Source organism: Rhizobium sp. NPDC092011 (genome assembly GCF_044756305.1).
Lineage (GTDB): Bacteria > Pseudomonadota > Alphaproteobacteria > Rhizobiales > Rhizobiaceae > Rhizobium.
Genome location: NZ_JBIVSO010000002.1, coordinates 670,693 through 694,112, shown reverse-complemented (window position 1 = coordinate 694,112; position 23,420 = coordinate 670,693). Strand labels below are relative to the sequence as shown.

Below are 23,420 nucleotides of genomic sequence, written 5' to 3'. Positions count from 1 at the left end.
GCAAAGACCTGATTTCGACAGGCTTAATCACTGTTTTGACAGGGAATTCTTTTGCGGATCGTCGGATCTGCACGTCTTGCCGCAACCGAAGACACAGCGGTGAGTCGCCAGTCAAAAAAAGAGCCGCTCCTCATCGGAGCGGCACTCAAAGTCATCTCGATTCCGACTGATCACGCCGACCAGGGTGCGAATTCCGGAGCGTTCACCGGAACGAATTCGCGGCCATGAGCACGCTGGCGCTGCGCCGGAGTCTCCACCACGTCATAAGCGCTCGGATCGCTCAACAGCGCCTTCAAAGCATTTGCATTCATGCGATGGCCGCCGCGATACGAGCGGTAATGGCCGATGAACTGCGCGCCAGCGAGCGCGAGATCGCCAACGGCATCCAGCGTCTTGTGACGAACGAACTCGTCCTTGGGATAACGCAGGCCTTCGACATTGATAACCGTGTTGTCGTCGGAGATGACGACGGAATTCTCAAGCGAGGAACCCAGCGCATGACCCGAAGCCCAGAGCGGCTCAACATCGCGCATGAAGCCGAAGGTGCGAGCACGCGACAATTCGGTCTTGAAGGTCTCGGCGGTCAGATCGCCTTCCCACTTCTGGCGGCCGATCAGCGGGCAGGCAAAATCGATCTCGACTTCGAAGCGCGTACCGTCATAAGGACGGAACTCGGACCAGGAGCCGCCGGCTTCGATGCGAACCGGCTTGGTGACGCGAATATAGCGGCGCTTGACGCCGAGCGACACGATACCGGCCTGCTCGATCGCCTCGATGAACGGATAGGAGCTGCCGTCCATGATCGGCATCTCTGCGCCCATCACTTCGACAACAACATTATCGAGGCCAATCGCATAAATCGCGGCCATTACGTGCTCTACCGTCGCGACAGAGCGCACCGGCGAGAAGCCGAGAACGGTGCACAGATCCGTATTGCCGACCTGCGAGGAAACGGCGCGAAGCTCCGTTACGTCACCATTGCCGTGCATACGGTGAAAAACCACGCCGGTGCCGGCCTCTGCCGGATACAAAGTAATCGACACATTGGCGCCGGAGTGAACGCCGATACCCGAAAGTGTCACAGGGTTTGCGATAGTGGTCTGAAAACCCAGCAATCCGATCGCCATATAATTCTGCCTTCGTCTATCTGATCCATGCAGGGCGGTCATCTTCGAACACTTACCCATATTGCCGGTTCAGTCTGTTAACTACGCCGCGCATGCCACATACGTTCATTGTCGAATGTGATTCCGCAGGCTTGCTTGGTATCTACATACGCGCCGAGGCACTGCATTCCAAATCACTGTTTCTTTCGCATTGTTACGAAAGTAGACGATTGAATTTGTTGGATAATTCCAGATACGACAACAAGTCTAAAATAAGGAAATCCGGAGCTTTTCAGCCCCGGATTTCATCAGGATGGTTAGCAACCTATTAAAAGGCTGCCTTATAGCAGGTCAGTTCGACTGGCGGCGCAGGAAGGCCGGAATCTCGAGCTGATCGTCTTCATGGCTTGCCATGCGGGCCTGCGGAACCTGCCGGCCCTGATCGTCGAGGTTGCCGCGACGCGGAGCGTAGAGGCTTGCTTCCGGCGACGGTGCGCGGCGCTGCTGCGGAGCAGCGGCTTGCGTCGGAGCCATCATATCGTCGAAAGCCGGATCTTCTTCGCGGCGGCCGAGCGAGTTGGTGATGCGCTTCAGCAAGCCCATCGGACCGCGCTCTTCAGCGGCATGCGGAGCAGCCGGCTGTGCACGATGTTCCATCTCTGCCTTAACCACTGGCGGGAAGTCTTCCACCTTCGGCATGCGGACCTGCTCAGGAGCCTGACGAATGATCGGCTGCTGATGCATGACCGGTGCCGGCTGCGGCTGAACCGGAGCCTGACGGACCGGCTGGGCTTCCGGTGCAGAGGCGAAGATGCGGCTCTGCGGACGGAAGCTTTCTTCCTGCGCTATAGGCTGCTGCTGCTGAACATGAGCCTGACGGGCCATCTGGATTTCGAGTTCACGTTCCAGATCGGCTTCTGCTGCACGAATGGTCTGAGCGACCGGATCGACGGTGCGAGGAGCCGGAGCGGCGGCCTGTGCGGTGTGGGCCTGCGCGACATGGACAGGCTGAGCTGCGGCCGCTACCGGAGCGGCGGCCGCGGACGGACGGATAGCCGGCTTCGCGACCGGGCGGAAATCCATGCCACGGTCGGCTGCTTCGTTCATCGCGCGGTCGATACCGGTTGCGACGACGGAGACGCGGATGATGCCTTCAAGCGATTCGTCGAAAGTGGCGCCGAGGATGATGTTGGCGTCCGGATCGACTTCTTCACGAATGCGGGTAGCAGCTTCGTCGACTTCGAACAGGGTGAGGTCACGGCCGCCGGTGATCGAGATCAACAGGCCTTGTGCGCCCTTCATCGAGGTTTCGTCGAGCAGCGGGTTGGCGATAGCAGCTTCGGCTGCCTGCATTGCGCGGCCCTGGCCCGAGGCTTCGCCGGTGCCCATCATCGCGCGGCCCATTTCGCGCATGACCGAACGGACGTCGGCGAAGTCGAGGTTGATGAGACCTTCCTTCACCATCAGGTCGGTGATGCAGGCAACGCCCGAATAGAGAACCTGGTCGGCCATCGAGAACGCGTCGGCGAAAGTCGTCTTGTCGTTGGCGATACGGAAGAGGTTCTGGTTCGGAATGACGATCAGCGTGTCGACCGACTTCTGCAGTTCCTGGATGCCCTGCTCGGCGAGACGCATGCGGCGGCCGCCTTCGAAGTGGAACGGCTTGGTGACAACGCCGACGGTCAGGATGCCCTTGTTGCGCGCAGCCTGTGCAACGACCGGAGCAGCGCCCGTGCCCGTGCCGCCGCCCATGCCGGCGGTGACGAAGCACATATGCGTGCCATTGAGATGATCGATGATTTCATCGATGCATTCTTCGGCAGCTGCACGGCCAACTTCCGGCTGCGAACCGGCGCCAAGACCTTCCGTGACGTTGACGCCGAGCTGGATGATCCGCTCCGCCTTCGTCATGGTCAGCGCCTGTGCGTCGGTGTTGGCGACGACGAAATCGACGCCCTGCAAGCCTGCCGTGATCATGTTGTTGACGGCATTGCCGCCACCGCCACCAACACCGAACACGGTGATTCGCGGCTTAAGCTCGGTGATATCTGGCTTATGCAGCTTGATAGTCATTGTACCCGTTCCTTCTCTTTATGGCCGCATCGCCACGCCGGCCAATTCACTGATTTCACTTGCCTGACGCTTACCCCGGAATAGCTTTCCGGGATCAGGCACTCAAAAACTCTCTTTCAGCCATTGGCCGACACGACCGATCCGGCTGTTGTTACCCCCAAGCGACGAGAGCAGGCCGCTGCTCGGCGCATGTGTCTCCATGTCCGCGACCTGCGGATAGATCATCAGACCAACCGCGGTCGAGAAAGCCGGCCCCTTGGCCGCCGTCGGCAGGCCGGATACGCCCATTGGGCGACCGATGCGGACGTTTCGGGCAAGGACGCGACGCGCCACGTCAGGCAGGCCGGTCAGCTGGCTGGCGCCGCCCGTCAGGACGACGCGCTTGCCGACGATCGGGCTGAAGCCCGAACGCTGGATGCGATCGCGAATAAGCTCGAGGGTTTCCTCGATGCGAGCCTTGACGATGCGCGACACCAGCGCCTTCGGCACCTGTGTCGGCTGGTCACGCTCGTCTTCGCCGATCGGCGGGATGGAAATCAATTCGCGCTCTTCCGAAGAATTTGCGAGCGCGGAGGCATGAACGACCTTCAGACGTTCCGCATCCTCGATGCGAGTGGAAAGGCCGCGTGCAAGGTCGGTGGTGACGTGATGGCCGCCAAGGCTGACGGCATCGGTATGCACCAGCTTACCCTCGGCGAAGACCGAGATCGTCGTTGTGCCACCACCCATGTCGATCGCTGCGCAACCAAGCTCGACTTCGTCATCCACAAGAGCCGCAAGGCCGCTGGCGTAAGGCGTTGCCACCATGCCTTCGACGGAAAGATGCGCGCGATTGATGCAGAGTTCGAGGTTGCGAAGCGCCGCGCGCTCGGCCGTCACCACATGCATGTCGACACCGAGAGCGTCGCCGAACATCGCCAGCGGATCGCGAATGCCGCGCTCGCCGTCGAGCGAGTAACCCGTCGCCAGCGAATGCAGCACGGCGCGCTCCTGGCGAACCGATTGCTGGCAAGCGGCGGCCAGTACCTTCTTGAGGTCGTTGGATTCGACTTCCTGTCCGCCGAGATCGATAGTTGCGGTATAGATGTCGCTGCCCAGCCTTCCGGCTGATACGTTGACGATCAGGCTGTCGACGGTGAGGCCAGCCATGCGTTCGGCCGCATCGACGGAAAGCCGGACGACGCCTTCCAGCGCGTCGAGATCGGCAATCACGCCGGTCTTGATGCCGCGAGAACGCTGATGGCCGATGCCGATGATTTCAATGTTATGCGTGCGGTTCGGAAGAACCTGGCTTTCCTCACGCGGCGTCAGCCGGCCGATCATGCAAACGACCTTCGTCGAGCCGATATCGAGAACCGACACGATGTGCGACCGCTTGGAGGAAAGCGGCTTCAACCGCGGCAGGCCGAAATGAGACGAACCGAATAAGCTCATGTATCCTGCCCTGCTTTCTTCAAAGCCTTGTTTCTTGCATCCACCGCGGCCTGGCGGCGAAGCGTTGCGTCCGGGGTCAATTCTATTGCGGTACGATCTGCGAGACGAAGGTCCACGGCAGCGATATCGCGCTGCAGAAGATTCTGGTCCTTGTCCAAGCTGGTCAGCCGAGCCAGCGCACCATCGATATTGTCTTCCGGCAGCCGGACGATCACGCCGTTGTCGAGATAGAGATCCCAGCGACGGCCGGCGACACGAACAAATGCCTTCACATGAGCGCGAACGTCGGGCCACTTGGCAAAGGCATCATCGATAGAAGCAGCGGCCGTCTCGGCATCGCGGCCAACGAACAGCGGCAGCTTTGCAAACTTGTTGTCACGCAGCGGCGCAATCACGCTGCCGTCCTTCTGAATCAGCGAAAGCTCGGCGCCGTGCTGCCAGATGGCATAGGCCTTGCGCTCCTTCAGCTTCACTTCGACGGTCTTCGGATAGACCTTGCGAACCTCGACATTCTGGACCCAGGGCAGATTGGCAATCTTCTGGCGGGCGGCGTCTGCGTTGAGCGCAACGAGCGAGGTCGTCCCATCAAGACCGAGCAGCTGCAGGATCTCGATTTCGGACGTTTCGTCGTTACCGGAGACTTTCACGTCTTCGATGGCAAACCCGGCAGCCGAGGTCGTCGCCTCAGCAACCGCCTGACTGTGACCACCGACCGACATGCCGTAAAGCGCGGTCGCACCAAACAGAAGAAATGTCGAAACCGTACCCGTATGGGCGGGAATATTGATGCGACCTGAACCGAGGCTCACCAGGAAGCGCACAACGCGGCGCAGGGGACGCGGCAGAACAAACGCATCCTCCACATCGTCAATGGCGAGCGGGACGCGATGACGGGACCGCCTCATATTTTTGAGCGTCAGCGCAAACAAGACGCGTCCTCCACCATCCACCGGAGAAATCCACCAAACGAGTAGCCAGCATGAGCTGCCATTTCGGGCACCAGCGAGGTAGGGGTCATGCCGGGCTGAGTGTTAACCTCAAGCCAGACAAGTTCACCTTCTTCGGAAAAGCGATCATCGAAACGGAAGTCAGATCGACTGACGCCGCGGCAGCCGATAGCTTCATGCGCCCTTAACGATAATGTTTGTATCTTTTGGTAAAGATTCGGTGAAATTTCCGCCGGCAGGACGTGTTTTGATCCACCTTTGGCATACTTGGCATCATAGTCGTAGAAACTGTGGCCGAGCGGCACGATCTCGGTAACCCCAAGAACCTTGTCACCCATGACGCCGCAGGTCAGCTCACGGCCATGGACATAGCGCTCAACCAGAACCTCATCCCCATACCGCCACTCCGCCGAGGTCACGATCTGCGGCGGATGCGCCTGATCTTCCTTGACGATCACGACACCGAAGCTCGACCCCTCGCGCACGGGCTTGACGACATAAGGCGGCTTCATCGGATGCTCGCCGACGATGCGGAAACGATCCATGACAAGCGACGCTGCGACCGGAATGCCTGCGGCGGCCGCAACCGTCTTGGCTCGTGCCTTATCCATCGCAAGGGCCGAGGCGAGCACGCCGGAATGGGTATAGGGAATCTGCAGGTATTCGAGAATGCCCTGGATAGTGCCATCTTCGCCGAATGGCCCGTGCAGAGCATTGAAGACGACATCCGGCCTCAGTTCCGTCAGGCGACTGGCGACATCGTGATCGACGTCGACACGAGTAACCCGAAACCCTTCGGCTTCGAGGGCATCAGCGCATGCCTCTCCCGAGGAAAGGCTGACAGGCCTTTCCGAGGAAAATCCGCCCAGAAGGACAGCCACATGCTTGGCACCCATTAATACCCCCGACCTCACGGTCTCTGCTCTGCTCTTCGCCGGGCCTCGCTTAACAGCGATTCTCGCCCCGCTTTCAATGGATTGATTAGAACGACATTAAGGTTAATGAAGCGTTTACTTTCGTTAACTTTCCCGTCGCTCCGCCGATGATCCAATGGTTCGAATCAAATCAACCTGGAGAATTCTGCCATTAGAATCAGAGAGTTGCTACTTTTGAAATCGCTACATTTAGATTTTTCGAACAAAGAGGCCCGCATCGGAGGATCCGATGCGGGCCCTAAAGCCTTAAGATGACTTTGATTTCACTCGCTGTCGTCGACCAGTTTCCAGACGAATCCGCCGAGAGCGCCACCCACGATCGGGGCGACCCAGAACAGCCAAAGCTGCTGCAGCGCCCAACCGCCGACAAACAAGGCCTGCCCTGTCGAACGAGCCGGATTGACCGAGGTATTGGTGATCGGGATCGAAATCAGGTGGATCAACGTCAGAGTGAGGCCGATCGCGATCGGGGCGAACCCAGCGGGCACCTTGCTGCTCGTCGAGCCGAGAATCACGACCAGGAAAAACAAGGTCAGCACGATTTCAGCCACCAGCGCCGACACCAGCGGATAACCGCCGGGTGAATGCTCTCCATAGCCGTTGGCCGCAAATCCGCCGAGCTGGAAGTCGGCCTTGCCGCTGGCGATCAGATAGAGCACCGCTGCGGCGACGATGGCGCCGACAACCTGTGCGATGATGTAGGGAATAAGCTGCCCGGCAGGGAAACGACCGGCCACCGTCAAACCAACCGATACGGCTGGATTGAAATGACCTCCCGATATGCCACCGACCGCGTAAGCCATGGTCAGCACCGTCAAACCGAACGCAAATGCAACTCCCAGAAAGCCTATACCCAGGCTTGGAAATGCTGCAGCGAAGATCGCGCTGCCGCAACCGCCAAAGACGAGCCAGAATGTCCCTAGAAACTCAGCAATAAGCTTTTTCTGCATGAAACCCTTCTCCTTTGCCCCTCAACCGAAACGAAAATCAGCCGTTTAAGAAAAAGATTCCGGAAACGCCTTGCCGGAAACACGCCACGCGGTAGCGGATGTTCGCCCAATTGCTCGCGAATCAACAATTACGGCTAAATAATAGCACGCAACCGCTGATTTCTTGCGTAGTTGGCGTTTGCGCTGAACAAAAATTACGCTAAGGACAGATTCAGCCCGCTAAGTGCCCCTTAGCATCATCCAAATTGGTGGGATCATGACTGACGCGATATCTCCTTTATCGCCGACCCCCTCGTCATCGAACAACAAGGTTGCCAATTCCCCGGCACGTGTTCTGATCGCGAGCCTTATCGGCACAACGATCGAATTTTTCGATTTCTATGTTTATGCGACGGCGGCGGTTATCGTCTTCCCGAAGCTGTTTTTCCCCGCAAGCGACCCGACTTCTGCAACGCTGCAGTCCTTCGCAACCTTCTCCATCGCCTTCTTCGCGCGCCCCATCGGCGCGATGATCTTCGGCCATTTCGGTGATCGAATCGGCCGCAAGGCGACTCTCGTCGCGGCCCTGATGACCATGGGTCTTTCGACCGTGGTGATCGGCCTGCTGCCGACTTTCGAATCGATCGGCGTTCTCGCCCCGATATTGCTGGCGCTTTGCCGCCTTGGCCAGGGCCTCGGCCTCGGTGGGGAATGGGGCGGCGCGGTGCTGCTCGCCACCGAAAACGCTCCGGAAGGCAAACGCAGCTGGTATGCCATGTTCCCGCAGCTCGGCGCACCGATCGGCTTCATCCTCTCGGCAGGCCTTTTCCTGATCCTCCGCGAAAGCATGACCGATGCCGATTTCCTAAGCTATGGCTGGCGCGTCCCCTTCCTGATCAGCGTCGTACTCGTCGCCGTCGGTCTCTATGTCCGTCTGAAGATCACGGAAACCCCGGAATTCCAGCGCGCTATCGAAAAGCAGGAACGCGTTTCCGTTCCGATCGCGGTCATCTTCCGCTCGCATCTGCGCAGCCTCATCCTCGGCACGATCATCGCTGTAGCGACCTTCGTGCTGTTCTATCTGATGACGGCCTTCACGCTGAGCTGGGGCACACGGCCTGCGGGCAACGGTCCGCTGCCGTTGGGCCTTGGCTACACGCAAGGGCAGTTCCTCGTCGTCCAGCTCGTCGGTGTCGTGTTCTTCGGTCTGATGATCCCGGTTTCGGGTCTGTTGTCGGACCGCTATTCGCGCCGTCTGGTTCTGATCCTGACGACCATCGGCATCCTGATCTTCGGCCTGTTCTACTCATCGCTGCTGACCGCCGGCCTTGCAGGCGCCTTCGCCTGCTCGATCATCGGTCTGGCCTTGATGGGCTTCACCTACGGTCCGATCGGCGCCGCCCTGGCTGCGCCCTTCCCGACCACCGTGCGCTATACCGGTGCTTCGATGACCTTCAATCTCGGCGGCATCGTCGGCGCATCTCTCGCGCCCTATATCGCCACATGGCTCGCGACGAATTATGGCCTCGTCTACGTCGGCTATTACCTGGCCGCCGCTGCCATCCTTTCGCTGATCGGCATGCTGCTGTCAGGCAATGAGGAGATCTGAGGATCTCGCCATAACCAATTGAAAAGGCCGGGTGAAAACCCGGCCTTTTTGTTGAATCAACTTATGAACTGCTCACCGACCGGAGATGCTTACTCCGTCGTAACACCCTGAAACGGACGAACCTCGCGGCCCGGCATGAACTGGCCAAGGCGCTTGATTTCCCATTCCAGCTTCACGCCGGAATTCTCGAACACTTCGCGGCGAACCTGCTCGCCGAGATATTCGAGATCGTAACCAGTCGCCTGCTCCATGTTGATCATGAAATTGCAGTGCAGCGACGACATCTGCGCGCCACCGATGACAAGACCACGGCAACCGGCTTCGTCGATCAGCTTCCAGGCGGAAAGCCCCTCTGGGTTCTTGAAGGTCGAACCGCCGGTCTTTTCGCGAATGGGCTGAACCGTCTCGCGATGCGCGCGCACAGCATCCATTTCCGCCCGGATCTTCGCCCGGTCTTCCGGATAGCCTTCGAACAGGACATGCGTGAAGATCAGATCCTCGGAAGCACCGGAATGCCTGTAGCTGTAACCCATCTCCGCATTCGTCAGGATATGCTTGTCACCCTTGCGGTCGATCGCATGCACTTCGACAACGCGCTCGCGCGTCTCCGCGCCGTTGGCGCCGGCGTTCATGCGCGCCGCGCCGCCGATGCTACCCGGAATGCCGTAGTAGAAATGGAAACCGCCAATGCCGTTATCCATAGCCATGGCCGCGACATGCTTGTCCGGGCAGATGGCCCCGGCCAGAATGCGGTTCTCGCCCGCAAGCTCGACTGCGCCGAAGCCCTTGGCCGAGAGCCTGAGCACGACGCCCGGAATACCGCCATCGCGCACCAGAATGTTCGATCCCACGCCAACTACCGTCAGCGGCACCTCTTCCGGCAGGATCTTCAAGAACGCGATCAGATCGTCGGTATCGTGCGGCTGGAACATAAGCTCCGCCAACCCGCCGGCACGGAACCACGTGACGCGATCCATCGGCGCGTCCGGCGTGAGCCGTCCCCTGATATCCTTGACGCTGTCGCCGAGCGACGCCAGAAGCTTTTCCCCGTTAACCTGTTTCATGCGGACTTACCCGATAGGCCTTCCAATTCCTTTGGCAATGATGCTGCCCAGTATGTGATGCTGCCAGCCCCCAACAGAACCACAAAATCACCCGGTCGCGCAATCTCTGCAACCATTGCGGCAAGATCTTCCTGTGACGGCAGATAGCGCGCGTCGCGATGGCCGCCGGCCTTGATGCGCGATACAAGCGTCTGCGAATCCGCGCCTTCGATGGGCTCCTCGCCGGCGGCATAGACCGGTGCCAGGAAGATGCTGTCGGCATCGTTGAAGCACGCGGCGAATTCTTCGAAGAGGCTCGACAGACGCGTGTAGCGATGCGGCTGGTGCACGGCGATGACACGCCCCTTGCAAGCCTCGCGCGCGGCCTTCAGCACAGCCTTGATCTCGACGGGATGATGACCGTAGTCGTCGAAAACCTTCACCCCGTTCCACTCGCCGGTCAGCGTGAAACGGCGCTTGACGCCGCCGAAGGACGCCAGCCCCTTGGCAATCGCCTCGCTCGAAATACCGAGCCTGTTGGCAACAGCAATGGCTGCCGTCGCATTGGAAATATTATGGCGTCCAGGCATCGGCATCACGAGATCCTTGATATGGATCACCTTGCCGGTGCGGCGTCTGCGGATTTCGACATCGAACAATGAGCGCGTGCCGTCGATGCGCACATTCATGAAGCGCACGTCCGCTTGCGGGTTCTCGCCATAGGTGATGACCTTGCGGTCCTCGATACGGCCGACGAGTGCCTGCACTTCCGGATGGTCGATGCACATGACGCCGAAGCCGTAGAACGGCACGTTCTCGACGAACTGCCGGAAGGCCGCGCGAACGGCATCGAAATTGCCGTAGTGGTCCAGATGCTCCGGATCGATATTGGTAACGACCGCGACGTCGGCGGGCAGCTTCAGGAAGGTGCCGTCGGATTCGTCGGCCTCGACGACCATCCACTCGCCCTCGCCCATGCGTGCATTGGTGCCGTAGGCATTGATGATACCGCCGTTGATGACGGTAGGGTCAAGCCCGCCGGCTTCCAGCAGCGTCGCCACGAGCGATGTCGTCGTCGTCTTGCCATGCGTGCCGCCGATGGCGATCGCATTGCGGAAGCGCATCAGCTCGGCAAGCATTTCGGCGCGGCGCACGACGGGCAGCAGCTTTTCGCGCGCGGCGGCGAGCTCCGGATTGCTTTTCTTGATGGCGGTGGAAACGACCACGACTTCGGCGTCGCCGAGGTTTTCCGCCTTGTGACCGATATGAACCGGAATACCCTTGTCGCGCAGCCGTTGAACGTTGGCGCTTTCCGACTGATCGGATCCCTGCACGCGATGGCCGAGGTTATGCAACACCTCGGCGATGCCGCTCATCCCGATACCGCCGATACCGATAAAATGCACAAGGCCGATTGCCTTCGGCAGCTTCATACGCCTGCCCCCTTGAATTGCTGAATTGAACGTCCCCCGGCAATAGCCTCAACCATGTCGGCGAGCAAGTTTGCCGCATCCGGCTTGCCGGCCTGCTTGGCTGCCGCCGCCATCTTGGCGAGCTTTTCCGGCATAGTCATGGAACCACGCAGGATCGTGGAAAGTTTCTCCGGCGTCAGCTCCGATTGCGCGATGACCTTGACGCCACCGGTTGCCGCAAGTGCTGCCGCATTGGCTGCCTGATCATGATCGAGCGCATGCGGATAAGGCACCAGGATTGCCGGCCGGCCGATCACGGCGAGTTCGGAAACCGTGGAAGCACCAGAACGGCAAAGGACCAGATGAGCAGCGCCGATACGCTCCGCCATGTCGGTGAAGAACGGCGCGACGTCAGCGCCCATCTCCAACTTTCTGGTGCAGCTGTTGACCGTCTCCATATCCTCCGGGCGCACCTGCTGCGTGATCCGCAGCCGCTTGCGCAGCGGCTCCTCCAGCAGACTGATGGCCGTCGGAACCGCCTTGGAGAAATACTGCGCGCCCTGGCTGCCGCCGAACACAACGAGATTGAATGGTTCATCCGGAACGGAAGGAACATAGGGCCGCTTGGCCGCTTCGATGACGGCCGGACGCACGGGATTGCCCGTCGTGACCGTCTTCTCCGCAAATGCGCCGTCTTCGGACAGGAAGCCGCCTGCGATCGCACGCACCCGCGTTGCCAGCATCTTGTTGGCGCGGCCCATGACGGCATTCTGCTCATGCAGCATCGAGGGCACGCCCATGCGGGTCGCAGCGAGCAGCGGCGGAACTGTTGGATAGCCGCCGAAGCCGACGACACAGACGGGTTTGATTCTCTGGATCAGCTTGCGCGCGGCGCGCATACCCGTCCAAAGCTTCCACAGGGCGCCAGCAACCTTCAGCGGGTTTTTCGAACCGATCGTCGCCGATGGCACGACATGGATCTCGTCGGCCGGGAATTTGCCGGCATACCGCTCGGCACGGCTGTCCGTGACGAGGTGCACGGAATAGCCGCGCTCCTTCAGCTTATAGGCCAGCGCTTCAGCCGGAAATACGTGACCGCCGGTTCCGCCGGCGGCAAGAAGGACAATGCCTTTACTCATAATTTTCGCTCCCGCGAACACCCCAATACTCGGGGCATCTCCCTAATATAGGAAGTTGCCACGACCGCGTCATCGGCGCGGACCAGGCCCCCTCATAGCCCGCCGCTTCTGGAAAAGCGACCGGAGAATGGGCGGCGAAAACGAGATGGCGTAAAGGCAAATCCACGATGTCACTCCGCGGGCAGACCATGCGTCACGCGGAACTGGCTGCGATCCTGCGCGCGTTTTTCCGGGCGGTGACGCGTCAGTGCCAGAATGAAGCCAGCCGTCACGCAGATCGCCGTCATCGACGAACCGCCGTAGGAAATCAGCGGCAGGGTCATGCCCTTGGCCGGCAGAAGCTGCAGGTTCACGCCGATGTTGATGATCGACTGAATACCGATCTGCAGCACCAGGCCGGCAACCGCAAAGCGGTTGAAGTCGTTCTTCTCCTTGTAGGCATGCGACAGGCCGCGCAGCACCAGGAAAGCGAAGATGCAGACGAGCACCATGCAGAAGATCACGCCGAATTCTTCAGCAGCGACGGAGAAGATGAAGTCGGTGTGCGCGTCTGGAATGATGCGCTTGACGACGCCCTCGCCCGGGCCGACGCCGAACCAGTTACCATGGACGATCGCCTGCTTGGCGGTGTCGACCTGGAAGGTGTCGCCTTCGCCGGTCATGAACTTATTGACGCGTTGCGCCACGTGATCGAAGACATAGTAGGCAGCGACGAAGCCACCGGCGCCGAGGCCGCCAAGGACGATGATCCAGAGCCAGGGCATGCCAGCCATGAAGAACATGCCGCCCCAGACGGCCGTCGTCAGGATCGTCTGCCCAAGGTCCGGCTGGGCGACGAGCAGCGCGACGACGATGCCGAACAGAATGATGGCAAAGAGATTGCCCGGGATTTCCGGTTGGCGTGCGTGCTCGGCAAACAGCCACGCGCAAACGACAACGAAGGCGGGTTTCATGAATTCCGAGGGCTGGATCGACAGCGCCGCGATATTGACCCAGCGGCGCGACCCTTTGACCTCGATACCGAAGAACAGCGCGAAAAGCATCATCGCCAGCGAAACGATCAGCAGGATCACCGCCGTGCGCCTCACCTGACGGGGCGTCATGAAGGAAATACCGATCATCGCCGCGATCGCCGGAACGAGAAACAAGGCGTGACGCTTGACGAAGTGGAACGGCTCGAGCCCGATGCGCTCTGCCACCGCCGGCGACGCCGCGAAGGAGAGCATGAAACCGATGCCGATCAACAGGATGAAAAGGGCAAGAAATACACGGTCGATGGTCCAGAACCATTCGGCCAAGGCCCCACGTTCAACGCGGCTTACCATATTATTTGCCTCCAGTTGCTGAACCGATCAGCATGGTGACGCCCTCGATCGCAGCCACATGGCTGACGAACGCGTCACCCCTGACCTCGAAATTCTTATACTGATCGAAACTTGCGCAAGCCGGTGACAGCATGACGGCTGACGACTCGTGCTCATCGCCAGCGGCATCTTCCGCCGCATGCGCGACCGCGCGCTCCAGCGTGCCCGAGATCTCATAAGGCACCTGTTCGCCAAGCGTTGCGGCAAAGGCAGGCGCCGCCTCGCCGATCAGATAGGCTTTGGTTATGCGGGGAAAGAGCGGTGCCAGGGTCGTTATGCCACCCTCTTTCGGCAGTCCGCCGGCAATCCAGTAGATATTCTCATAGCTCGACAGCGCCGGCGCCGCAGCATCGGCATTGGTCGCCTTGGAGTCGTTGACGAAAACAACGCGACCGCGCCGCCCGACTGGCTGCATGCGGTGTTTGAGCCCCGGGAAGGATTTCAACCCGGTGCGAACCTCGTCGGCGGTGACGCCGACTGCGAGGCAGGCTGCAATCGCCGCCGCCGCATTCTGTGCGTTATGGCCTCCACGCAAGGTCTGGATACCGTCGAGATCGGCGATCTCGCTTGCGGCGCCGTTCGATGCCCGCAAGATACGGCTGCCCTCGGCATAGAGACCGTCCGCCAATACATGCCGGCGCGAAATCCGCACCACCTTGGTGCCTGCCCGCTCGATGCGATCGGCGATCAGGGAAGAATGACTGTCGTCGATGCCGACAACGGCGACACCGCTGCCCGCAACCAATCGCTCCTTGATGTCGGCATAATGCTGCATCGTTCCATGCCGATCGAGATGATCGGGTGTCAAGTTCAGCAGAATGCCGGCCGACGGATCAAGTGTCGGCGCAAGATCGATCTGATAGGACGAGCATTCGACGACATAGAAGCGACCGGCCTTGGGCGGATCGAGCGTCAGAATCGCCGTGCCGATATTGCCGCCGAGTTGCGTATCACGACCGCTCGATTGCAGGATATGAGCGATCAGCGCCGTTGTCGTCGACTTGCCGTTGGTGCCGGTAATGGCGATGAACGGGCAATCCGGCGCATGCGCCCGGCGCTCCCTGACGAAGAGCTCAACATCGCCAATGATCTCGACGCCTGCGGCATGTGCGAGATCGACGGTCCAGTGCGGCTTCGGATGCGTCAGAGGAACGCCCGGCGACAGGACGAAGACCGATAGCGTATTCCAATCGATCGTCCTGAGATCGGCGACCGGTATTCCCTCCGCACCCGCCTTGACCACGCTGTCGGGATTGTCATCCCAGGCCGTGACGTCGGCACCGCCCGCAACGAGCGCGCGCGCCGTCGCAAAGCCGGAACCGCCAAGACCAAAGAGAGCGACCTTTTTTCCTTTCAGCGTGGTGACGGGAATCATCGGTGCCTCACCGCAGCTTCAGGGTGGAGAGGCCGATCATCGCCAGGATGACCGCAACGATCCAGAAACGCACGACGACCTGACTTTCCGTCCAACCCTTCTTTTCGAAGTGGTGGTGGATCGGCGCCATCAGGAAGACGCGACGCTTGGTCATCTTGAAGAAACCGACCTGGATGATCACAGACAGAGCCTCGAGCACGAAGAGGCCGCCAATGATCGCCATGACGATCTCGTGCTTGGTGGCAACCGCCACCGAGCCGATCAAGCCGCCAAGCGCCAGCGAACCGGTGTCGCCCATGAAGATTGCGGCCGGCGGTGCATTGAACCAGAGGAAACCCAGGCCGGCGCCGATAACCGCACCGAGAACCACCGCCAATTCACCTGTGCCCGGCACGAAATTGATGGCGAGATAGTCGGCAAAGACGAAGTTGCCTGCCAGATAGGCGATGATTCCGAAGGAAGCCGCCGCGATCATAACGGGCACGATCGCAAGCCCGTCCAGGCCGTCGGTCAGGTTAACAGCATTGCCTGCGGCGACGATGACGAAAGCGCCGAACAGAACGAAGAACATGCCGAGATTGAGCAGCAGGCTCTTGAAGAAGGGGAAGGCGACCGATGAGCCGAAGGTCGAGCCGGCAGGACCGGAAGACAGGGCCGTGGTCATCATGAAGTAGACCGCGATGGCCGCGATGACGAACTCGATGCCGAGGCGCGCGCGACCGGAGAACCCTTTGTCGCTCTGCTTCGTCACCTTCAGATAGTCGTCATAAAAGCCGATAGCACCAAAGCCCAAAGTGACGAGCAGCGTGGCTACCACGTAGACATTGGCCAGATCCGCCCACAGCAAGGACGAGACGACGATACCGGCGAGGATCATCAAACCGCCCATGGTCGGGGTGCCGGCCTTCTTGAAGTGCGTCTGCGGACCGTCGGCGCGAATCGGCTGTCCCTTGCCCTGGCGCACGCGCAGGGAGGAGATGATTCGCGGCCCGAAGAGGAAGACGATCAACGCCGAGGTAAACAGAGCGCCGCCGGTACGGAACGTGATGTATCTGAACAGATTGAGAAATCTGAAATGAGTACTGAAAAATTGAATATGGTCCGACAGTTCGGCTAGCCAGATCAGCATAAGAGCCCTTTCTAAAGCCCCTGATGGGTGCGGGTGCCCGTGTCGGAAAATGCGGGAAACTTGTCAAGCAAGCCGGCCACGATCTTTCCAAACTTCATCCCCAACGACGATTTCACCATCAACACATCGCCAGGGGCGACCGAGTTGAGCGCGAATTCCGAGAGTTCCTCCGTCGTCTCACGATATTCGACATGAACACTTTCCGGCAGCTCATCCCTCAAAGCCGCCATCTCCGGACCCGCCAGCCAGACATGCTCGATACCGGCCGCAAGTAGCGGTCCGGCAAGGTTTGCATGGACCTGCTGGGCATAATCCCCCATTTCCAACATGTCGCCGAGCACAGCGATCCGCCTGCCCGTACGACCGCCTATTCCCGCATTCGGCGATGTCGTCGCCAGCAGCCCGATAGCCGCGCGCATCGATGCGGGATTGGCATTATAGCTTTCGTCGATCAGCGTGATGTAGCCGTTGCCGAGGGCGCGCTTGTGGCGTTGTCCCCTGCCCTTTTCCGGCTGCAGGTCCGCCAGCGCCGCGACTGCCTTGTCGAGATCCGCCTCGACGATCATGACCGCACCGAGCACGGCGAGCGCGTTTTCGGCGATGTGACGGCCCGGCGCACCGATCGCCACTTCCAGCGTCTCGCCGCCGATGGTCAGCCAGAGCGTCGAATTCTCTTCCGAGGCATTGAACTCGGCGAGGCGCACATCGGCCTTGGCATGCTGGCCAAAGCTGTGAATGTGTTCGATGCCAGCCGCTGTCGCAGCGCGCTCCAGCATCTCGAACTGGTCGTTGTCGTGATTGAGGATGGCATGCCCGCCCGGCACCACACCTTCGAAAATCTCAGCCTTGGCGGCTGCAATCTCACCGATGCTGTTGAAATTGCCGAGATGCGCCGGGGCAATGGTCGTGATGATGGCGACGTCAGGCTGCACCATCTTTACCAATGGCCTGATCTCACCCGAATGATTCATCCCGATTTCGAATACGCCGAAATCCGTATCCTGAGGCATGCGTGCGAGAGTAAGCGGCACGCCCCAATGATTGTTGAAGGAGGCGACGGAGGCGTGCACCTTGCCCGATGGCGTCAGCGCCCGACGCAACATCTCCTTGGTGGTGGTCTTGCCGACCGAGCCGGTGACGGCAATGATCTTCGCTCGCGTGCGTTGACGTGCCGCGACGCCCAGCCGCGCCAAAGCGGCCAAGACATCGTCCACGACAACCTTCGGCACGGTGAGGCTGCCCATGGCTGGCAGACGTGCTTCGCTGATCACGATGAACGCGGCGCCGTTCGCCATGGCGACATTGGCATAATCGTGCCCATCGACGCGGTCGCCCTTGATGGCAAAAAAAGCCTCGCCCGGCTGGATGGACCGACTGTCTATGGAAATGCCCGTGATGCCTGCGGGCAGCGATCCGACGAAGCGGCCCGAGATTGCAGCGATCAGATCCTCAGTTGTCCATAGCCAGCTCAAGACTTCAATTCCTCCAATGCTTTGCGCAGTTCGGCGTGATCCGAGAAGGGCAGCGTCACGCCGCCGATCGTCTGGCCTTCCTCATGCCCCTTGCCGGCGACGATAAGAGTATCGCCCGATTTCAGCATGCCGACGGCTTTGCGGATAGCTTCGGCGCGATCGCCAACTTCCATGGCACAGGCAGCTGCGGCCATGATTTCCGAACGGATATCAGCGGGATCCTCCGAGCGAGGATTATCGTCAGTCACGACAACCACATCGGCAAGACGGCAGGCGATTTCACCCATGATCGGGCGCTTGCCGCGATCGCGGTCGCCGCCACAGCCGAAGACCACGATGACACGGCCGGTCGTAAATGGCCGGACCGAATTCAGCACGTTTTCCAACGCGTCGGGTTTGTGCGCATAGTCGACATAGGCGAGCGCGCCGTCATGCGTATGCCCGACGAGCTCAAGGCGCCCGGATGCGCCAACGAGCTTCTCGAGTGCAGCCATTGCGACAGACACAGCAACACCCGTCGAGATGGCAAGGCCGGCAGCGACAAGCGCATTGGCAACCTGGAAATCGCCAGCCAGTGGGATATGGATTTCGAAAATCTCATCGCCGACATGAACCTCGGCGATCTGCTTGTGACGAAAATGCTCGACGCGCTTCAGCGAAAGAAAATCGCCCTTGCGTCCGACCGTGCGCACATCATGCCCCGCGGCGTGTGCAGCAGCAATCGCCTGGTCGGACCATGCATCGTCGGCAAAGATCACCGCCGGCGAACCCTTTGGCAGCAAATCCCTGAAGAGCCGCATCTTGGCGGCCATGTAGTCCTCGACCGTCGGATGATAATCCATGTGATCGCGACCGAGATTGGTGAAGCCGGCGGCGGCGAGCCTGACGCCATCGAGCCGGAATTGATCGAGACCATGGCTGGATGCTTCCATCGCAGCATGGGTGACGCCCTCATCGGCGAGTTCGGCGAGCAGCTCGTGCAGCGATGTCGGATCGGGCGTGGTCAGGGAGCCGTAGTCGTTGCGGGTCGGAGATACGACGCCCGTCGTCCCGATCATCGCGGCCGGATGGCCGGCAAAAGCCCAGATCTGTCGGGTGAAGGACGCTACCGAAGTCTTGCCGGCGGTGCCAGTGACGGCAACCATGACCCTAGGTTGACGACCATAGAAATGAGAAGCGGCAATCGCCAGAAACCGGCGCGGCTCGGAGACCGAGAGTAAAGGCACACCGCTTGCGACAGCTCCGGGGCCTGCCACGATAACCGACGCGCCACGCGATATTGCATCGGCAATAAAACTCGCGCCGTTGGCTTTCGTGCCAGCAACGGCCACGAAGGCCATACCAGGCGACACCTGGCGACTGTCGGCAGAAATGCCTGATATCTCAAGATCGCCGAGCGCACCGCCGATCTGTGTGTCGATTTCCGGAAATCCATCTCCGGCAATATCCCGCAGCTTCATCGAATATACTTTTCGTTGTTAATCCATCCGCCCTCTCGCGAATCGACCCGTGTATTCTTTCACGCTTAATAAGACGCCAGCAAGGCCGAGTTATCTTTTCCGAAGCTGGGCTGCACCCCGAGGATTGGCGCTGCTCTGGCGATGATGTCACGCGCGATCGGCAGCGCCGTAAAGGCCGAGATGGTGCCGCCACCGCGCTCGCCGCTCTTCGGCTCGTCGATGAAGGTCATGACGACATATTGCGGATTGTCGATCGGGAACGCCGCCAGGAAGCTGTTGAAGTTCAGCGTGTGCGAATAGCGGCCGTTGACAACCTTGTCGGCCGTGCCGGTCTTGCTGCCGACATTATAGCCGGGGACGCGCGCGTTGCGGCCGGAGCCTCTGGTGCCGTTAAACTCCAGGAGATAGCGAATGTCGTCGCTGGTGCTCTTTTTGACCACCATCTTGGCAATGGCGTCGGCCTGATCGCGCGTACGCGGCAGGAAGGTCGGCTCGATCAACTTGCCGCCATTGATGAGCGCCGATGCTGCGACAGCGGTCTGCAATGCCGTGGTGGAGACGCCGTGGCCGAACGAAATGGTGATCGAGTTGATCTTCTTCCAGACGCGAGGCTGGCTCGGCATCTTCACTTCCGGCAACTCGGTATCCATCTTGCTGAGCAGGCCGAGGCGCGTGAGGAACTCCTTGTGCGCGTCAATGCCAACCAGGTCGGCGATCTTCGCCGTGCCGATGTTCGAGGAATACTGGAAGATTTCCGGAACGCTCAGCACGCGGCGCTGGCCATGGAAGTCGTGAATGGTAAAGCCGCCGATCCGGATCGGAGCGGACGCATCGAAGGCATCACGCAAGGTCACCTTGCCGGAATCGAGCGCCATCGCCATGGTAAAGGTCTTGAAGGTCGATCCCATTTCGAACGTGCCGTTCGTCATGCGATTGAGCCACCCTTCGCTCGCGCCCTCGCTCGGATAGTTCGGATCGAAATCGGGAGCCGAGGCCATGCCCAGCACTTCACCGGTGTGAACGTCGAGAATCGCGGCGCCTGCGCCCTTTGCCTGGAAATTCTTGACGGCATTGACGACTGCATCGCGAACGATGCCCTGCACGCGCAGATCGATTGAGAGCTTGACCGGCTGCAGTGGCTGATCGTTGGTCATGCCGGCGGCGGCGAGATCGGCGAGGCCCTGGTCGTCGATATATTTCTCCATGCCTGCGACGCCGCGATTGTCGATGTTGACGTAGCCGAGGATGTGGGGCGCGGTCGTGCCGCCCGGATAGAAACGACGCTTCTCGGGACGGAAGCCGATACCGGGGATGCCGAGCGCCAGGATCTGGCTCTGCTGCTTCGGCGTCAACTGTCGGCGAAGCCAGGCGAAGTGCGAATTCTTGGAAGAGAGCTTCCTGTAAGTCGATTTCGCATCGAGATCCGGTAGGACCTTGCGCAATTCCTCGACGGCCTCATCGGCGTCGATGATCTTGTTCGGCTCGGCAAACAGCGAGACGGTGCGAATATCGGTTGCCAGCAGAGCCCCATTGCGGTCGACGATATCCGGTCGCGAGGCCATCAGCCGATCCGGCGGCAGGATGCTGGAGGTAACATCCGGCGGCGACAGGGCGAATTGGGCAAGCCGGCCGCCGATGACGCAGTAGATGGCGATAAAGCTGCCCACCAGCAGAACGACGCGGCTCTTCGCCTGATTGGATTTGCGCTTGCGGACGCCCTCGAATTTCGAATGAAAGAAGCCATCGCTCGGGCGGTTGTTGCCGTCGGTGGAGAAATGCGCCTTGCTCTTCAAGACCATGATGCGGGAAAGGAAAGACATTATTGAGCCACCGATCCCGTTGCGATGTTATCGATGCCAGGCTTCTTGCGCTTGGCGACGACAGGCGCCTTGGGCCGGGGTGCCGGCGCGGACGCCACATCGGCGATAGCTTTCCTGATCTGCGCATCGGTGGTGTCGCCATTCTTCGAGGCGACAGCGGCGTTGCCCTTGGAGCCCGTTGCCTTACCATTCTTGGCGCCATCTTTCGCATCCGCTACGATTGGCGGCGGGATCTGAGAGCGCAGCATCGGCAGCTCGCTTGGCTGGACGATTGCCGTCGAGAGGGTTGGCTGTAATTGAAGCTCGTTGCTGTAGTTGTTGACGAGACGCTCAAGACGGTTCGGCTGCGAAACGAGCGCCCAATCCGCCTTGAGAAGCTCGATCGTGTCCTTCTCAAGCTTGATATCGGCCTCGAGGCGACGGACCTCTTCCAGCTTCAGCTCAGCTCGATGCTTGATCGTATAGGTCACGCTGGCCATCGCCGTCATGACGCCAATCAGCACGATGTCAAAGGTCTTCAGCATTCTATCCCCCGAGCTTTCCGAGACTGGCGAGACTGGGCAGATCGAAGATCGAAAGATCTGCCTCCTCTGCCGGAGCCAAAGTGCGAACCCCCGCTCGCAGTTTGGCGGAACGCGCGCGCGGATTGGCTTCCGCCTCAGCCTCGCTCGCAGAAATCATCGATCTGCCGACCGCATCGAAGGTGGCCAGCCGCTCATGCACTACAGGCATGTGGCGCGAGCCGGTCGCGCGGCCGGAGCGATCGGCGAAGAACTTTTTGACGATCCGATCCTCAAGGGAATGGAAGGTCACGACGACAAGTCGTCCGCCCGGTTTCAGGGCACGTTCGGCGGCAAACAGCGCCTGAGCAAGCTCGCCCAGTTCGTCGTTGACGAAAATCCGCAGCGCCTGGAAAACGCGCGTGGCGGGATGGATCTTGTCCTTCGCCTTTCGCGGCGTCACGACCTCGATCAGGCCGGCCAGATCGCGAGTGGTCACGAACGGCGCTTCGGCGCGGCGCTTCTCGATCGCATGAGCAATACGCGGCGCCTGCTTTTCCTCGCCCAGAAACACAAAGATGCGAATGAGATCGGCAAGCTTGGCGCGATTGACGACATCGGCCGCCGACACACCGGTCGCAGACATGCGCATATCGAGCGGGCCGTTCTTGCTGAAGGAAAAGCCGCGCTCGGCCTCGTCGATCTGCATGGAGGAAACGCCGATATCGAGAACGACGCCGTCCAGACCACCATCGGGCGCATACTCGGCCAGCTGGGAAAACTGCGATTGGATGAGCTTCAGCCGGCCTGCATGAGCTGCGACGAGAGCCTGCCCCGCCGAGATCGCAGTAGGATCGCGATCGAGCGCGATGACATCTGCACCACCAGCCAGAATGGCCGAGGTATAACCGCCAGCCCCGAATGTGCCATCGAGGATGAGCTTACCGGGCTCAGGCGCCACCGCTTCGAGCACCTCGGAGAGAAGAACCGGAATGTGACGAACAGGTCCGCCACCGGCATCAGAAGAACCTCCGCCTGAATTCGCCACCATTCCGCTTCCCCGTTCTATTCCGAGCGCCTGCCCGCCAGCCTGCGCTCCTCTCGTGCCTGCGCCTGCAAAGCCAGAAAGGCCTCCGGTCGCCACAATTGAAAATGATCCGCCCGACCGACGAAGGTCACCTCGCCCGCAATTCCGGTGAAATCGCGGATAAAATCCGTGACCATCAACCGTCCTTCGGCATCGAGCTTCATAAAGACCCCGCCCCCATGAATAAGGAGCGACATCTGGTTCGCCGCCGGCGAAAAAGGATCCTCCGCCGCAATCTGCCGCTCGAAGCGATCGAGCAGATCGAGACCGCCAACGCTGATCGCCGGAAACACAAAATCCTGAAAGCAGTACAGCTCCTGGATATTGCGTTCGACCAGCACGGAACGAAACGCCGCAGGCACGGAAACCCGTCCCTTGGCATCGATCCGGTTGGTCGCATTTGACAGGAAGCGGTTCATGACGCGAAACACCCGTCCCCCATGACCCACGAGCACTCATGCGCTCGCGGACACAGCCAAAATCGGACACAGCGCCGCAAGCCGAAAGAGCCAACACCCCCTCGACACTCCCGAAGCGGGAGCAATCATGGCTTTGCGATGATTGGGCTCTGATTTGCCCGTTTGCA

Annotated in this window: 19 protein-coding genes; 1 reads left to right on the top strand and 18 read right to left on the bottom strand. The window is 60.2% G+C overall.

Going from position 1 to position 23,420, the window contains the following annotated elements:
* Positions 1-170: 170 nt before the first annotated feature.
* The 6 genes from lpxC to aqpZ form a co-directional block, all read right to left on the bottom strand.
* Entirely contained in the window at positions 171-1,127 is a 957-nt protein-coding gene (gene lpxC, locus ACIQJ2_RS11765; protein WP_400668732.1) for a UDP-3-O-acyl-N-acetylglucosamine deacetylase, read from the bottom strand.
* A 330-nt stretch (positions 1,128-1,457) separates the two neighbouring features.
* Positions 1,458-3,179, bottom strand: a complete 1,722-nt coding sequence (gene ftsZ, locus ACIQJ2_RS11760; RefSeq protein ID WP_400746525.1) for a cell division protein FtsZ — start codon at positions 3,177-3,179, stop codon at positions 1,458-1,460.
* Between the two features lie 102 nt (positions 3,180-3,281).
* Positions 3,282-4,613, bottom strand: a complete 1,332-nt coding sequence (ftsA, locus tag ACIQJ2_RS11755; protein WP_092853246.1) for a cell division protein FtsA — start codon at positions 4,611-4,613, stop codon at positions 3,282-3,284.
* Positions 4,610-5,542 carry a cell division protein FtsQ/DivIB gene (locus ACIQJ2_RS11750; protein ID WP_400675718.1) on the bottom strand — a complete coding sequence of 311 codons (933 nt, stop codon included), beginning with the start codon at positions 5,540-5,542 and terminating at the stop codon, positions 4,610-4,612. Before ACIQJ2_RS11750 ends, ftsA begins: the two co-directional genes overlap by 4 nt.
* Positions 5,530-6,456 carry a D-alanine--D-alanine ligase gene (locus ACIQJ2_RS11745; protein WP_400675716.1) on the bottom strand — a complete coding sequence of 309 codons (927 nt, stop codon included), beginning with the start codon at positions 6,454-6,456 and terminating at the stop codon, positions 5,530-5,532. The genes ACIQJ2_RS11750 and ACIQJ2_RS11745 overlap by 13 nt, the downstream gene beginning before the upstream one ends.
* A 302-nt stretch (positions 6,457-6,758) precedes the next feature.
* Positions 6,759-7,445, bottom strand: coding sequence for an aquaporin Z (gene aqpZ, locus ACIQJ2_RS11740; RefSeq protein WP_199151569.1), 687 nt, complete (start codon positions 7,443-7,445; stop codon positions 6,759-6,761).
* A 256-nt stretch (positions 7,446-7,701) separates the two neighbouring features.
* Here aqpZ and ACIQJ2_RS11735 point away from each other — a divergent pair, with 256 nt between their 5' ends.
* A complete protein-coding gene (locus tag ACIQJ2_RS11735) occupies positions 7,702-9,033 on the top strand; it encodes an MFS transporter (protein ID WP_199151570.1) in 1,332 nt (443 codons plus the stop codon).
* Between the two features lie 89 nt (positions 9,034-9,122).
* On the opposite strand, the gene murB is transcribed toward ACIQJ2_RS11735, so the two are convergent.
* The 12 genes from murB to mraZ form a co-directional block, all read right to left on the bottom strand.
* Entirely contained in the window at positions 9,123-10,097 is a 975-nt protein-coding gene (murB, locus tag ACIQJ2_RS11730) for a UDP-N-acetylmuramate dehydrogenase (RefSeq protein WP_400675713.1), read from the bottom strand.
* Complete coding sequence (gene murC / locus ACIQJ2_RS11725) at positions 10,094-11,509, bottom strand: UDP-N-acetylmuramate--L-alanine ligase (RefSeq protein ID WP_400675711.1); 1,416 nt, start codon at positions 11,507-11,509, stop codon at positions 10,094-10,096. Before murC ends, murB begins: the two co-directional genes overlap by 4 nt.
* Positions 11,506-12,627 (bottom strand): undecaprenyldiphospho-muramoylpentapeptide beta-N-acetylglucosaminyltransferase, encoded by a 1,122-nt coding sequence (murG, locus tag ACIQJ2_RS11720; RefSeq protein ID WP_400675709.1) that lies wholly within the window; start codon positions 12,625-12,627, stop codon positions 11,506-11,508. Before murG ends, murC begins: the two co-directional genes overlap by 4 nt.
* A gap of 170 nt (positions 12,628-12,797) precedes the next feature.
* Positions 12,798-13,952 (bottom strand): putative lipid II flippase FtsW, encoded by a 1,155-nt coding sequence (gene ftsW / locus ACIQJ2_RS11715; protein ID WP_184703794.1) that lies wholly within the window; start codon positions 13,950-13,952, stop codon positions 12,798-12,800.
* Position 13,953: 1 nt separating this feature from the next.
* Entirely contained in the window at positions 13,954-15,366 is a 1,413-nt protein-coding gene (murD, locus tag ACIQJ2_RS11710; RefSeq protein ID WP_400675707.1) for a UDP-N-acetylmuramoyl-L-alanine--D-glutamate ligase, read from the bottom strand.
* 7 nt (positions 15,367-15,373) lie between these two features.
* Positions 15,374-16,495: a phospho-N-acetylmuramoyl-pentapeptide-transferase gene (gene mraY, locus ACIQJ2_RS11705; protein ID WP_400675705.1), complete on the bottom strand. Its 1,122-nt coding sequence runs from the start codon at positions 16,493-16,495 to the stop codon at positions 15,374-15,376.
* 11 nt (positions 16,496-16,506) lie between these two features.
* The gene (locus ACIQJ2_RS11700) at positions 16,507-17,967 is read right to left on the bottom strand and encodes a UDP-N-acetylmuramoylalanyl-D-glutamyl-2,6-diaminopimelate--D-alanyl-D-alanine ligase (RefSeq protein ID WP_400675703.1); all 1,461 of its coding nucleotides are present in this window, start codon (positions 17,965-17,967) and stop codon (positions 16,507-16,509) included.
* The gene (locus tag ACIQJ2_RS11695; protein WP_400675701.1) at positions 17,964-19,427 is read right to left on the bottom strand and encodes a UDP-N-acetylmuramoyl-L-alanyl-D-glutamate--2,6-diaminopimelate ligase; all 1,464 of its coding nucleotides are present in this window, start codon (positions 19,425-19,427) and stop codon (positions 17,964-17,966) included. Before ACIQJ2_RS11695 ends, ACIQJ2_RS11700 begins: the two co-directional genes overlap by 4 nt.
* Positions 19,428-19,492: 65 nt before the next feature.
* Positions 19,493-21,247 (bottom strand): peptidoglycan D,D-transpeptidase FtsI family protein, encoded by a 1,755-nt coding sequence (locus ACIQJ2_RS11690; RefSeq protein WP_400675699.1) that lies wholly within the window; start codon positions 21,245-21,247, stop codon positions 19,493-19,495.
* On the bottom strand, positions 21,247-21,771 hold the full coding sequence (locus tag ACIQJ2_RS11685) for a hypothetical protein (RefSeq protein WP_400675697.1): 525 nt from the start codon (positions 21,769-21,771) through the stop codon (positions 21,247-21,249). Before ACIQJ2_RS11685 ends, ACIQJ2_RS11690 begins: the two co-directional genes overlap by 1 nt.
* Before the next feature lies 1 nt (position 21,772).
* Positions 21,773-22,798: a 16S rRNA (cytosine(1402)-N(4))-methyltransferase RsmH gene (gene rsmH, locus ACIQJ2_RS11680; protein WP_400675695.1), complete on the bottom strand. Its 1,026-nt coding sequence runs from the start codon at positions 22,796-22,798 to the stop codon at positions 21,773-21,775.
* Positions 22,799-22,812: 14 nt separating this feature from the next.
* Positions 22,813-23,253, bottom strand: a complete 441-nt coding sequence (mraZ, locus tag ACIQJ2_RS11675; RefSeq protein WP_400675693.1) for a division/cell wall cluster transcriptional repressor MraZ — start codon at positions 23,251-23,253, stop codon at positions 22,813-22,815.
* Positions 23,254-23,420 lie beyond the last annotated feature (167 nt).